Annotated in this window: 11 protein-coding genes; all 11 read left to right on the forward strand. The window is 59.3% G+C overall.

The features are described from left to right. The 11 genes from BN77_RS11295 (at position 1) to BN77_RS11345 (ending at position 13,050) form a co-directional block, all read left to right on the forward strand. Complete coding sequence (locus BN77_RS11295; protein ID WP_007531791.1) at positions 1-633, forward strand: 5' DNA nuclease; 633 nt, start codon at positions 1-3, stop codon at positions 631-633. Between the two features lie 218 nt (positions 634-851). Then, on the forward strand, positions 852-2,933 hold the full coding sequence (nuoG, locus tag BN77_RS11300; RefSeq protein ID WP_007531793.1) for an NADH-quinone oxidoreductase subunit NuoG: 2,082 nt from the start codon (positions 852-854) through the stop codon (positions 2,931-2,933). A gap of 12 nt (positions 2,934-2,945) precedes the next feature. After that, a complete protein-coding gene (gene nuoH, locus BN77_RS11305; RefSeq protein ID WP_007531795.1) occupies positions 2,946-3,989 on the forward strand; it encodes an NADH-quinone oxidoreductase subunit NuoH in 1,044 nt (347 codons plus the stop codon). Positions 3,990-4,029: 40 nt separating this feature from the next. Next, positions 4,030-4,521: an NADH-quinone oxidoreductase subunit NuoI gene (nuoI, locus tag BN77_RS11310; RefSeq protein WP_007531797.1), complete on the forward strand. Its 492-nt coding sequence runs from the start codon at positions 4,030-4,032 to the stop codon at positions 4,519-4,521. 141 nt (positions 4,522-4,662) lie between these two features. Further along, positions 4,663-5,277 (forward strand): NADH-quinone oxidoreductase subunit J, encoded by a 615-nt coding sequence (locus BN77_RS11315; protein WP_007531799.1) that lies wholly within the window; start codon positions 4,663-4,665, stop codon positions 5,275-5,277. Between the two features lie 29 nt (positions 5,278-5,306). Next, positions 5,307-5,615 (forward strand): NADH-quinone oxidoreductase subunit NuoK, encoded by a 309-nt coding sequence (gene nuoK, locus BN77_RS11320; protein WP_007531803.1) that lies wholly within the window; start codon positions 5,307-5,309, stop codon positions 5,613-5,615. Between the two features lie 7 nt (positions 5,616-5,622). Further along, on the forward strand, positions 5,623-7,623 hold the full coding sequence (nuoL, locus tag BN77_RS11325; protein ID WP_007531805.1) for an NADH-quinone oxidoreductase subunit L: 2,001 nt from the start codon (positions 5,623-5,625) through the stop codon (positions 7,621-7,623). After that, a complete protein-coding gene (locus tag BN77_RS11330) occupies positions 7,623-9,134 on the forward strand; it encodes an NADH-quinone oxidoreductase subunit M (protein ID WP_007531807.1) in 1,512 nt (503 codons plus the stop codon). The genes nuoL and BN77_RS11330 overlap by 1 nt, the downstream gene beginning before the upstream one ends. A gap of 18 nt (positions 9,135-9,152) precedes the next feature. Then, positions 9,153-10,598, forward strand: a complete 1,446-nt coding sequence (gene nuoN, locus BN77_RS11335; protein WP_007531809.1) for an NADH-quinone oxidoreductase subunit NuoN — start codon at positions 9,153-9,155, stop codon at positions 10,596-10,598. Then, positions 10,598-11,362, forward strand: coding sequence for a biotin--[acetyl-CoA-carboxylase] ligase (locus tag BN77_RS11340; RefSeq protein ID WP_007531811.1), 765 nt, complete (start codon positions 10,598-10,600; stop codon positions 11,360-11,362). Before nuoN ends, BN77_RS11340 begins: the two co-directional genes overlap by 1 nt. 17 nt (positions 11,363-11,379) lie before the next feature. Next, entirely contained in the window at positions 11,380-13,050 is a 1,671-nt protein-coding gene (locus BN77_RS11345) for a ribonuclease J (protein ID WP_007531813.1), read from the forward strand. Positions 13,051-13,052: the final 2 nt, after the last annotated feature.

The raw sequence follows: 13,052 nt of genomic DNA on the forward strand, positions 1-13,052 counted from the left end.
ATGACAACGAAGGCATCCGAGAGCAGAAAGAAGGCGGAAGTGGCTGATTTCTCGGCCGAGTTCGGCCGCCTTGCTGCCGAGATGCTGGAGAACGCCCAAGCGCTGCCGGTGCCGCCTGTGATGGTGAACCCGGCGGCCGCAATGGCTGCAGCCACGGCGATCGGCTTCGGCTTTACGACGCAGATGGCAGGCGCATTCTTCGGCGCCCTGCAGGGCGCACTCGATGCAACAAGTAAGCTCGCAGCCGCTCTCGACGAGTCGCCGCCCGAAGAGGGCAAGCCGCTGGTTGAGGTAAGACCGGAGAACATTCGCCCGGCGGCTGCAAAAAAGGGCGCGGAAAAAGTCGAGCTTTCTGTCGTTCCACTCAAGCCTGCTGCCAAGCCCGATGTGGCTGCCAAGCGCGCATCGCGCGCTCGCAAGACCGACGATCTGAAGCAGATTGCCGGAATCGGCCCGAAGATCGAGCAGGTGCTGAATGCCATGGGCATCCATTCCTTCGCGGTAATCGCCGGTTGGTCCGACGAGGATGTCGCCCGCATCGACGCAGAGCTTGGTTTTGACGGACGGATCGCTCGTGACGGCTGGGTTGGCCAGGCCAAAGCACTGGCCGCCAAGGGGCGAAAGCGGAAGTGAATTTTTCGGCCGAATAGGTCGGAGCAAGGTCAAGGCTGAAGAGTGGAGGGCAGGGCCTGAAACTGCTGAGGCCGAAGGCTGATCCGGGGCTACGGGATCGGCGGAGAATTTGAGCGACACCGATGCCAACGGGATAAGAATCCGGCCTGGCAGCGAAACTGTTGCAAAGTGGGTTTGTTTGCCGCCATCCGGCAAACGGAAAACAGGACTGAGTGACGATGGCAAAACTGAAGATTGACGGCAACGAGATCGAAGTTCCGGATCATTTCACGCTGCTGCAGGCGTGCGAGGAAGCCGGGGCTGAAGTTCCGCGCTTCTGCTTCCATGAGCGCCTTTCGGTTGCCGGCAACTGCCGCATGTGCCTCGTTGAGGTGAAGGGCGGCCCGCCGAAGCCGCAGGCATCTTGCGCCATGGGCGTTCGCGACATCCGCGGCGGCCCGAACGGCGAACTCCCAGAGGTTTTCACCAACACGCCGATGGTCAAGAAGGCCCGCGAAGGCGTGATGGAGTTCCTGCTGATCAACCACCCGCTGGATTGCCCGATCTGCGACCAGGGCGGCGAATGCGACCTGCAGGACCAGGCGATGGCCTTTGGCATCGACTCGTCCCGCTATCAGGAAGACAAGCGCGCCGTCGAGGACAAGTACATTGGGCCGCTCGTAAAGACGGTCATGAACCGTTGCATTCACTGCACGCGCTGCGTTCGCTTTACGACTGAAGTGGCCGGTATCTCCGAACTCGGCCTGATCGGCCGCGGCGAAGACGCTGAAATTACCACTTACCTCGAGCAGGCGATGACCTCCGAGCTGCAGGGTAACATCGTTGACCTCTGCCCGGTCGGAGCGTTGACCTCGAAGCCGTTCGCCTTCACGGCGCGTCCGTGGGAGTTGAACAAGACCGAAACGATCGACGTCATGGACGCGCTTGGCTCCGCAATCCGTGTGGACACGCGTGGCCGTGAAGTCATGCGCGTCATGCCGCGCGTCAACGATCAGATCAACGAGGAGTGGATTTCTGACAAGAGCCGCTTCATCTGGGATGGTCTGAAGACACAGCGTCTCGACCGACCCTACGTCCGCAAGGATGGCCGCCTGCAGGCAGCGACCTGGGGCGAAGCCTTCGGCGCCATCAAAGCCGCCGTTGCAGCAACCAGCGGCGAGAAGATCGGTGCGATCGCCGGCGATCTCGCATCCGTCGAAGAAATGTACGCGCTGTCGGAGCTCGTAAAGTCGCTTGGTTCCGACAACCTTGACTGTCGCCAAGATGGGACGGCACTTGATCCGTCGCTCGGCCGCGCAAGCTACCTCTTCAACCCGACGATTGAAGGCATCGAGCAGGCGGACGCACTGCTGATCATCGGCGCCAACCCGCGCTTCGAAGCTGCCGTGCTCAACGCCCGCATCCGCAAGCGCTGGCGTCGCGGCAACTTCCCGATCGGCGTGATCGGTGAAGCTGGTGAACTGCGATATGACTATGAATATCTCGGTGCTGGTCCGGATACGCTGAAGGATCTCGCCGACGGCAACCATGCGTTCGCGAAGGTCCTGACGGATGCCAAGAAGCCGATGATCCTCATCGGTCAAGGCGCTCTGTCACGCACTGATGGGGCTGGTGTTCTTGCAACGGCTGCAAAGCTTGCTGGCACCGTCGGCGCAGTCGTCGAAGGCTGGAACGGCTTTGCCGTGCTGCACACCGCGGCATCACGCGTCGGCGGTCTTGACCTTGGCTTTGTTCCCGGTGCCAAGGGCGTTAACGCCGCCGAGATGCTGACCTCGATGGACGTTCTCTTCCTGCTTGGCGCCGACGAACTTGATTTCGCTGCCAAGAAGGCAAAGCTGACGGTCTACATCGGCTCGCACGGCGACAATGGTGCCCACAATGCCGACGTCATCCTGCCGGCGGCTGCCTACACCGAAAAGTCTGGCATCTGGGTCAACACCGAGGGTCGCGTTCAGATGGGCAATCGCGCCGGCTTCGCGCCGGGCGACGCCCGCGAAGACTGGGCGATCCTGCGTGCGCTTTCAGACGTGCTTGGCAAGAAGCTTCCGTTTGATTCGCTTAGCGAATTGCGGGCGAAGCTCTATGCCGCGTTCCCGCATTTCGCGCTGATCGACGAGATCGCTGAAAGCGACAGCGCCAAAATTGCCGCAGTCGCGAAAAAAGCCGGCAAGATGACCAAATCCGGGTTTGCGTCGCCGGTCAAAGACTTCTATTTGACGAACCCGATCGCGCGCGCCTCGGCAGTGATGGCCGAGTGCTCGGCATTGGCCCGCAACAACTTCAAAGTCGCGGCAGAGTAAGGGCAGGGGACTATGGAATCGTTTGTTTCAACTTATGTCTTGCCCGGCCTCCTGATGGTCGGTCAGTCGCTTCTTCTCCTGGTCTGCCTGCTCGTCTTCATCGCCTACATCCTGTTGGCCGACCGTAAGATCTGGGCAGCCGTGCAGCTTCGCCGCGGTCCGAATGTGGTGGGCCCGTGGGGTCTTTTCCAGTCTTTCGCCGATCTTTTGAAATTCGTCTTCAAGGAGCCGGTTATTCCAGCCGGTGCCAACAAGGCGGTCTTCTTGCTTGCTCCTCTCGTCACCGTGCTTCTGGCACTGTCGACCTGGGCGGTCGTGCCGCTGGCAGATGGCTGGGTTATCGCCAACATCAATGTCGGCATACTCTACATCTTCGCGATCTCGTCGCTTGAAGTGTACGGCATCATCATGGGCGGCTGGGCTTCGAACTCGAAGTACCCCTTCCTTGGCGCGTTGCGCTCAGCCGCACAGATGGTTTCCTACGAAGTCTCGATCGGCTTTGTTATCGTCACCGTTCTGCTCTGCGTTGGCTCGCTGAACCTGACAGACATCGTCCATGCCCAGCAGGCTGGCCTCGGTACGCGCCTTGGTCTGCCGTCGTCCTTCCTCGACTGGCACTGGCTGGCGCTGTTCCCGATGTTCATTGTCTTCTTCATTTCGGCGCTGGCTGAAACGAACCGCCCGCCTTTTGATCTTCCGGAAGCCGAATCCGAACTCGTCGCCGGCTTCATGGTCGAATACGGCTCCTCGCTCTACATGATGTTCATGCTCGGCGAATACGCGGCCATCGTTCTGATGTGCTCGCTGACCACGATCCTGTTCCTCGGAGGCTGGCTGCCGCCCGTCGACGTATGGTTCCTGAACTGGGTTCCAGGTGTTATCTGGTTCACGCTGAAGTCGTGCCTGGTGTTCTTTATGTTCGCGATGGTCAAGGCATTCGTGCCGCGCTATCGCTACGACCAGCTGATGCGCCTCGGCTGGAAGGTCTTCCTTCCGCTGTCGCTCGCCATGGTCGTTATCGTTGCATTCGTGCTGAAGCTGACGGGTTGGGCATGATCATGCCGGCCCTCGTTTCAAGCAATATTGGAGGTTGAAGATGGCAGGCTTGTCCAACGCGGTCAGCTCGCTGTTCCTGAAGGAATTCGTCGGTGCGTTCTGGCTGACCTTCCGGTACTTTTTTAAGCAAAAGGCAACGGTCAACTACCCGTTCGAAAAGGGACCGGTCAGCCCGCGCTTCCGCGGCGAACACGCGCTGCGTCGTTATCCCAACGGCGAAGAGCGCTGCATCGCCTGCAAGCTTTGTGAGGCTATCTGTCCTGCACAGGCGATCACCATCGAAGCAGGCCCGCGCCGCAATGATGGCACGCGCCGCACGGTTCGTTACGATATCGACATGGTCAAGTGCATCTACTGCGGCTTCTGCCAGGAAGCGTGCCCGGTCGATGCGATCGTCGAGGGCCCGAATTTCGAATTTGCGACGGAAACGCGCGAAGAGCTCTACTTCGACAAGCAGAAGCTCCTCGACAACGGCGACCGGTGGGAGCGCGAGATCGCGCGCAACATCGCACTGGACGCGCCGTACCGTTGATCGAAATTGAAATGCCGGAGTGTCGCCGCTTGCGTGGCTTCCGGTCAACATGCACCGGAGTTTTGCCGGAGAGTTCCGCGCGAAGCTTCATGGGGCAGGGAAACTCCCGGCAGCCCGGGGGAAGATGAAAAAGGCACCAACATGGGTCTGCAGGCTCTATTTTTCTATCTTTTCGCCTTTGTCGCGGTAGCGTCGGCGTTCATGGTCATCTGGTCGAAGAATCCGGTTCATTCGGTTCTCTTCCTGATCCTGGTTTTCTTCAACGCGGCTGGCCTCTTCCTGCTGCTCGGCGCCGAATTCCTGGCGATGATCCTGCTCGTCGTTTACGTCGGTGCCGTCGCCGTTCTCTTCCTCTTCGTGGTGATGATGCTCGACATCGACTTTACGGAGTTGCGCGCGGGCGTCCTCGAATACGCACCGATCGGTGCGATCATCGGGTTGATCCTTGCGGCTGAGCTGATCGTTGTCGGCGGTGGCAGTGTGATCTCGCCGGAGATCGCCAAGACGGTGACGATGCCGATACCGCCATTGACCGAGCGCACCAATACCGCCGCTCTCGGCGATGTGCTCTATACGAATTACGTCTACTTCTTCCAGATCGCTGGTCTGGTGCTGCTCGTCGCGATGATCGGTGCGATCGTGCTGACACTCAAGCATCGCCAGAACATCAAGCGGCAGAATATCGCCCGCCAGGTTGCCCGCAGCCCCGAGACCGCCGTCGAAGTGGTCAAGGTCAAGCCGGGTCAGGGCGTGTGAGGCAGGCGCGAGCTTAAGGAACAAATACAATGGTCATCGGACTTTCCCATTACCTGACGGTCAGCGCCATCCTCTTCACGCTCGGCGTCTTCGGCATCTTCCTGAACCGCAAGAACATCATCGTCATTCTGATGTCGATCGAGCTAATTCTGCTTGCGGTCAACATCAACATGGTCGCCTTCTCGTCGTTCCTCAACGACATCGTCGGCCAGGTTTTCGCATTGTTTATTCTGACCGTCGCTGCGGCTGAAGCGGCTATCGGTCTTGCAATTCTCGTCGTCTTCTACCGCAACCGCGGCTCGATCGGCGTCGAAGACGTCAATATGATGAAGGGCTGATAAGGCTATGTTTTTATATAAGGCTATCGTCTTTCTTCCCCTGATTGGCGCAATCATCGCCGGCCTCTTCGGCCGCGCGATTGGCGCCAAGGCATCGGAATACGTTACATCGGGCCTGATGATCATCGCGGCGGTGCTGTCGTGGTATGTCTTCATCACCGTCGGTATGGGCAACCATGAAGGCGGCCCGATCAAGGTCGAGGTGCTGCGCTGGATTCAGTCCGGTGGCATCGACGTATCCTGGTCGCTGCGCGTCGATACGCTCACCTCGGTCATGTTGATCGTGGTCAACACGGTCTCGACCCTGGTGCACGTCTATTCGATCGGATACATGCATCATGATCCGCATCGTCCACGCTTCTTCGCCTATCTCTCGCTCTTCACCTTCGCGATGCTGATGCTGGTAACGGCCGACAACCTGGCGCAGATGTTCTTCGGCTGGGAGGGCGTTGGTCTCGCTTCGTATCTGCTGATCGGCTTCTGGTTCAAGAAGCCGTCGGCAAACGCGGCCGCGATCAAGGCTTTCGTCGTTAACCGCGTCGGTGACTTTGGCTTCATCCTCGGCATTGCAAGCGTGTTTGTCCTGTTCGGTGCGATCAACCTTGACACCATCTTCGCAAATGCCGCGAGCTTTGCTCCGGCCGAGGGCGGTGGCACGGGCGGCGAGATCGTTCTCAACCTCTTCGGCATGCACCTCGACAAGGCACACGCGCTGACCGGCGCCTGCCTTCTGCTCTTCATGGGTGCGATGGGTAAATCGGCGCAGTTCCTGCTGCATACCTGGCTACCTGACGCCATGGAAGGTCCGACGCCTGTTTCGGCGCTCATCCATGCCGCTACGATGGTTACCGCAGGCGTCTTCCTCGTCGCCCGCATGTCGCCGCTATTTGAGCTTTCGCCAGATGCGCTTGTCTTCGTAACGACGATCGGCGCCATCACCGCGTTCTTCGCGGCAACGGTCGGCCTCGTGCAGAACGACATCAAGCGCGTCATCGCTTACTCGACCTGCTCGCAGCTCGGCTATATGTTCGTCGCACTCGGCGTCGGCGCCTATGGCGCCGCCATCTTCCACCTCTTCACGCACGCCTTCTTCAAGGCTCTGCTGTTCCTTGGCGCCGGCTCGGTCATCCACGCGGTCGATGGCGAGCAGGACATGCGATACATGGGTGGTTTGCGTAAGCACATCCCCGTGACCTTTTGGATGATGACGATCGGCACCCTTGCGCTCACCGGCGTCGGTATTCCGTTCACACCGATTGGTTTTGCCGGCTTCTTCTCGAAGGACGTGATCATCGAGGCGGCTTACGCTTCGCATTCGCCGGTCGCAGGCTTTGCCTTTACGCTGCTGGTTATCGCAGCCCTGTTCACGAGCTTCTATTCTTGGCGTCTGGCTTTCCTGACTTTCTTTGGCGAACCGCGTGCCTCCCATGAAGTGATGCATCACGTTCACGAGTCCCCGCAGGTCATGCTCGTGCCCCTCTACCTGCTCGCTGCCGGAGCGGTTCTTGCCGGCGTCCTTTTCGAAGGTCGCTTCTACGGGGAGGAATATGCCGAGTTCTGGAAGGGTGCGATCTTCACATCGCAGCACAACGAGCTGCTAGAAGAGTTCCATCACGTTCCAGCCTGGGTCAGCCTCAGCCCGTTCATCGCCATGCTCATCGGTTTCGTGACGGCCTGGTACATGTACATCAAGTCACCGTCGACGCCGCGTGTGCTGGCGCAGCAGCATCGTGTGCTGTACCAATTCCTTCTGAACAAGTGGTACTTCGACGAACTCTACGACTTCCTTTTCGTCCGCTCGGCAAAGGCGGTCGGTCGGTTCCTGTGGAAGAAGGGTGATGTCGGCGTCATCGATACCTACGGCCCGAACGGCGTCGCTGCCCGCGTCGTGGATGTTACGAACCGCGTCGTGCGCTTGCAGACCGGTTACCTCTATCACTACGCTTTCGCCATGCTGATCGGCGTTGCGGCGCTTGTTACCTGGATGATGCTCGGGAGTTCCTTCTGATGACCGATTGGCCTATTCTTTCAACGGTCACCTTCCTGCCGCTCGTCGGCGTGGTGCTCCTGCTGCTGATGAATGAAAATGGTCCGAGTGGCCGCCGCAACGTGCTCAACATCTCGTTGATCACGACGATCGTGACGTTTGTCCTCTCGCTCTTCGTCTGGATCGGCTTCGACAATGCGAACCCCGGTTTCCAGATGATCGAGAAGCACAACTGGCTCGGCACCGGCATCAGCTATCATCTCGGCGTTGACGGGATCTCGATGCTTTTCGTGATCCTGACGACCTTCCTCATGCCTTTCTGCGTGCTGGCGAGCTGGCTTTCGATCGAGAAGCGCCTGAAGGACTACATGATCGCCTTCCTGATCCTGGAAGTGATGATGGTCGGCGTCTTTGTTTCGCTCGACATCGTTCTCTTCTACGTCTTCTTTGAGGCCGGTCTCATTCCGATGTTCCTCATCATCGGCGTTTGGGGTGGCAAGGATCGTGTCTACGCCAGCTACAAGTTTTTCCTCTACACGCTGCTGGGCTCCGTTTTGATGCTGCTCGCCATAATGGCGATGTACTGGCAGGCCGGCACGACGGATATTCCCGCACTGCTCGCATATAAGTTCCCGCCGCAGATGCAGACCTGGCTCTGGTTGGCCTTCTTCGCGTCCTTCGCAGTAAAGATGCCGATGTGGCCGGTTCACACCTGGCTTCCGGATGCGCACGTTCAAGCGCCGACCGCAGGCTCGGTCATCCTGGCTGGCGTGCTGCTGAAGCTCGGCGGCTACGGTCTGATCCGCTTCTCGCTCGGTATGTTCCCGATTGCCTCCGAGTTCTTCGCACCGCTTGTCTTCGCGTTGTCTGTCATCGCCATCATCTACACCTCTCTGGTGGCGCTTATGCAGGACGACATGAAGAAGCTGATCGCTTACTCGTCGGTTGCCCACATGGGTTACGTCACGATGGGCATCTTCGCGGCGAATGTGCAGGGTTTGCAGGGCTCGATCTTCCAGATGCTGTCGCACGGCATCGTCTCGGGCGCTCTCTTCCTTTGCGTCGGCGTGATCTACGACCGAACCCATACCCGTGAGATCGCGGCCTATGGTGGTCTGGTCAACAACATGCCGAAGTATGCGGTTGCGATGATGGTCTTCACGATGGCAAACGTCGGTCTGCCGGGCACCTCGGGCTTCATCGGCGAATTTCTGACGCTGATTGGCGTGTTCCGCGTCAATACCTGGGTTGCGCTCTTTGCCGCGACAGGCGTTATCCTCTCCGCCGCCTATGCACTCTGGCTCTATCGCCGGGTGATCTTCGGGGCGCTTGAGAAGGAAAAGCTGAAGGCGCTGCTCGACCTTTCTCCGCGTGAGCAGCTGATCCTCTATCCACTGATCGCACTGACAATCTTCTTCGGCGTCTATCCGGCTCCGGTCTTCGATGTGACCGCTGCATCGGTTGACCAGCTGATCCATAGCTATACGGCCGCAGTCCAGGCAGCGCAGGACGTTGCGCTGTCGATGAAATGATGACGGGACTTTTGGGACATGACCTCTGAAACTATTCTCGCAAGCCTGCATCTTTCCATTCCGGAGCTGATCCTCGCAGTCGGCGCTTTGGCTTTGCTAATGATCGGCGTCTTCTCGGGAGAGCGGTCGGGCCGTATGGTCAGCATTCTCGCGATGATCGTGCTGGCCGCTGCCGCGCTCTGGCTGATCTTCGTTCCGAGCGAAGGCGTTGGCTATGGCGGCGTCTTCCTGTCGGACGGATTCGGCCGCTTCATGAAGATCACGGCATTGGTTGGTTCGATCTCGGCGCTCTTCATGTCGGTCGGCCTTGCCAAGGAAAACCAGCTCGACAAGTTCGAGTTTCCGGTGCTGCTCGTGCTCTGCACGCTCGGTATCCTGCTGATGATATCGGCCAACGATCTCATCTCGCTCTACCTCGGTCTTGAACTGCAATCGCTTGCGATCTACGTCGTTGCTGCGATCAATCGCGAGAGCGTCAGGTCGACGGAAGCCGGCCTGAAGTACTTCGTGCTGGGTGCGCTTTCCTCGGGCATGCTGCTGTACGGTATGTCGCTGGTTTATGGCTTCACCGGTCACACGCATTTCGCTGATATCGCCCAGGCTCTGACCGTCGACGGTGCGCGCTCGCTTGGTCTCGTCTTTGGCCTCGTGTTCATCCTTGCCGGCATCGCTTTCAAGATTTCCGCGGTTCCGTTTCATATGTGGACGCCGGATGTTTATGAAGGTGCGCCGACCCCGGTCACGGCTTTCCTTGCCAGTGCCCCGAAGGTTGCCGCGATGGCGATGATGACCCGCATTGTGATCACCGCCTTCCAGCCGGTCTTGGCGGATTGGCAGCAGGTCGTGGTGTTCATTTCGATTGCCTCCATGCTGCTTGGTTCGTTTGCCGCAATCGGTCAGAAGAACATCAAGCGACTGATGGCCTATTCGTCGATCGGTCACATGGGTTACGCATTGGTTGGCCTTGCCGCCGGCAACCAGACCGGCGTGTCCGGCGTCATGCTCTATATGGTCATCTACATGGTGATGACGCTCGGGAGCTTCGCGATCATCATGTCGATGCGTCGCAAGGACGGCACGGTTGTCGAGGAGGTCAACGACTTGGCTGGCCTGTCGACCACCAATCCGTTCATGGCGACGGTGCTGACTATTCTCATGTTCTCGCTGGCAGGCATTCCTCCGCTCGCAGGCTTCTTCGCGAAGTACTTCGTGTTTGTCGCTGCGATCGAGGCCAAGCTCTATGCGCTTGCCATCATCGGCGTTCTGGCGTCCGTCGTCGGCGCCTACTATTACCTGCGCGTCATCAAGCTGATGTGGTTTGATGAAGCCACGGGCGAGTTCGCTCGCGTCTCGGGGTCTCTTCGTCTGGTCTTTGGTTTGTCCGGCCTCTTCGTTCTCGCCTATGTCTTCATCGGCGGCCCGATCGGCGGTGCGGCCGAGCTTGCTGCTGCGACGCTGTTTTGATGAACTCTGAGGCACGGCGCCGGATATCGCTCGACGATTTCAGGCACGAGGCTCTGTCCCAGACATCGTCGACGAACAGCGAATGCCTTGCCCGCGCGCGGGCAGGGGATCGCGGGCTCCTCTGGATCACGGCGGAAAAGCAGACCGGCGGCCGCGGTCGCCGGGGACGCCCTTGGGTTTCAGAGCGGGGCAATCTCTATGCCTCGCTTCTTCTCATCGATCCGGCTCCCATGGAGCGCCTCGGCTCGCTGCCCCTGGCAGTTGCCGTCGCAGTGCATCAGGCTGTTCGCCATGTGCTGCCGCACACAGCCGAGCCACTGGAAGTGAAGTGGCCGAACGATATCCTGATCGGACGAAAGAAGACTTGTGGCATTCTCGTCGAAGGCGAAACCCTTCCGGACGGGCGTCATGCGCTCGTCGTCGGCATCGGTATCAACGTCGCAATCATGCCCGACAACCCGATCTATCCAGTGACCTGCCTGCGCGAGCAAGGGAGCTCCGCTTCCCCTGAAGAGGTTTTCGCCCATCTCTTTGCGTCGATGGCCGAAGTCCTGGTGGCATGGGATCGCGGCCGTGGCGTGCGCGAAATCACCGAACGCTGGCGCCGCGTTGCCTGCGGCATTGGTGAAAAGATAACTGTGAACCTGCCGGACCGGTCGATTTCCGGCCGCTTCGCCGGAATTGATGATAATGGCCTGTTGATGCTCGATACCGGCGCAGGCAGGATGATGACGATTGCCGCCGGCGACGTCTTCTTTGGTTGATTGGAAAAAAGAATAATATGGCGAAGCAGGACGAACTGGTATTTCTGCCGTTGGGCGGCGTAGGCGAGATCGGAATGAATCTCGCCCTTTACGGCTACGGCCCGCCGGATCATCGCCAGTGGATCATGGTCGACTGTGGCGTCACCTTTCCCGGACCTGACTTGCCAGGTGTCGATCTTGTGTTGCCCGATATTCGGTATCTCGCCAGCGAGCGCAAGAGCCTGAAGGCGATCTTCATCACCCACGCACATGAGGACCACTACGGCGCGCTCGCCGATCTCTGGCCAGGCCTCAACGTTCCGGTCTATGCCTCGGCCTTTACAGCAGGGCTTCTCGAGGCGAAGCGCAATTTTGAGAAGTCGGCCATCGGCGAGATCCCGGTGACACTGTTCACGGCGGGCGATACCGTCAATGCGGGCCCCTTCAGCGTCGAAGGTGTGGCGGTTAACCACTCCATTCCGGAGCCGATGTCGTTGGTGATACGCACGCCACTCGGAAATGTGATCCATACCGGGGACTGGAAAATCGATCATGAACCCTCGCTCGGTCCGTTGACAGACGAGACCCGTTTCCGCCAGCTTGGCGACGAAGGCGTTCTTGCGTTGATGTGCGATTCCACGAACGCTCTTCGAGATGGCGTATCGCCGTCGGAGAAGGACGTCTCCGAGAGTTTGCGCAAGATCATCGAGAATGCCGAAGGTCGTGTTGCGGTTACGACGTTCTCATCGAATGTCGGCCGTATTCGCACCGTGGCCGAGGCGGCCGAGGCTGAAGGCCGCGAAGTTCTTTTGCTTGGCAGTTCGCTCAAGCGCGTTGTCGACGTGTCTCGCGATATCGGCCTGATGGAAGGCATCAAGCCGTTTATTTCCGAGGAGGAGTACGGCTATATCCCGCGCGACAAGGTCGTGGTCATCCTGACCGGCAGCCAGGGTGAGCCACGCGCTGCCCTTGCCAAACTGTCGCGCGACGAGATGCGGAACGTGGCGCTTGCACCAGGCGATATCGTCGTTTTCTCTTCCCGCGCTATTCCGGGCAACGAGAAGGCGATCCAGGATATCAAGAACGGCCTGATCGAGCAGGGCGTTCATGTCATCACCGACAATGAGGCCCTTGTTCATGTTTCCGGACATCCGCGCCGCAACGAGCTGCAGAAGATGTACGAGCTGACACGGCCAAAGATCGTCGTGCCGGTGCACGGCGAGGCGACGCATCTTACGGCGCACAAGGAACTCGCGGAGCAGTCGGGCATCTCGATCGTGCCGCGGGTGCGCAACGGAGACATTCTTCGTTTGGCGCCGGGAGCTGTCGAGGTGATCGACGAGGCGCCGCATGGCCGCATCTACAAGGACGGTTCGCTGATTGGCGATTTCGACGAGATGGGTATCGGCGAGCGTAAGAAGCTCTCCTATGTCGGTCATGTCGCTGTCAACGTGGTGATCGACGGCCGCTACGATATCATTGGCGATCCGGACCTCGTTGCAATCGGCCTGCCTGTCTATGACGATGAGGGCGACGAGATGGAGGACACGCTCTACGATGCTGCGGTTGGTGCTATAGAAAGTATTCCGCGGGCACGCAGGAAGGATCTCGACCTGCTACAGGAGTCGGTGCGCCGTGCCATCCGCGCCGCGGCAAACCAGACTTGGGGCAAAAAGCCCGTGGTCACGGTGTTTGTTACGAAGGTGTGACG

It is taken from the genome of Rhizobium mesoamericanum STM3625 (genome assembly GCF_000312665.1).
Classification (GTDB): Bacteria; Pseudomonadota; Alphaproteobacteria; order Rhizobiales; family Rhizobiaceae; genus Rhizobium; species Rhizobium mesoamericanum.

Coding starts and splice junctions, on each gene's coding strand:
- BN77_RS11330 (WP_007531807.1), top strand. CDS start 7,623: ATGACCGATTGGCCTATTCTTTCAACGGTCACCTTCCTGCCGCTCGTC.
- BN77_RS11340 (WP_007531811.1), top strand. CDS start 10,598: ATGAACTCTGAGGCACGGCGCCGGATATCGCTCGACGATTTCAGGCAC.
- nuoL (WP_007531805.1), top strand. CDS start 5,623: ATGTTTTTATATAAGGCTATCGTCTTTCTTCCCCTGATTGGCGCAATC.
- BN77_RS11295 (WP_007531791.1), top strand. CDS start 1: ATGACAACGAAGGCATCCGAGAGCAGAAAGAAGGCGGAAGTGGCTGAT.
- BN77_RS11345 (WP_007531813.1), top strand. CDS start 11,380: ATGGCGAAGCAGGACGAACTGGTATTTCTGCCGTTGGGCGGCGTAGGC.
- nuoG (WP_007531793.1), top strand. CDS start 852: ATGGCAAAACTGAAGATTGACGGCAACGAGATCGAAGTTCCGGATCAT.
- BN77_RS11315 (WP_007531799.1), top strand. CDS start 4,663: ATGGGTCTGCAGGCTCTATTTTTCTATCTTTTCGCCTTTGTCGCGGTA.
- nuoK (WP_007531803.1), top strand. CDS start 5,307: ATGGTCATCGGACTTTCCCATTACCTGACGGTCAGCGCCATCCTCTTC.
- nuoN (WP_007531809.1), top strand. CDS start 9,153: ATGACCTCTGAAACTATTCTCGCAAGCCTGCATCTTTCCATTCCGGAG.
- nuoI (WP_007531797.1), top strand. CDS start 4,030: ATGGCAGGCTTGTCCAACGCGGTCAGCTCGCTGTTCCTGAAGGAATTC.
- nuoH (WP_007531795.1), top strand. CDS start 2,946: ATGGAATCGTTTGTTTCAACTTATGTCTTGCCCGGCCTCCTGATGGTC.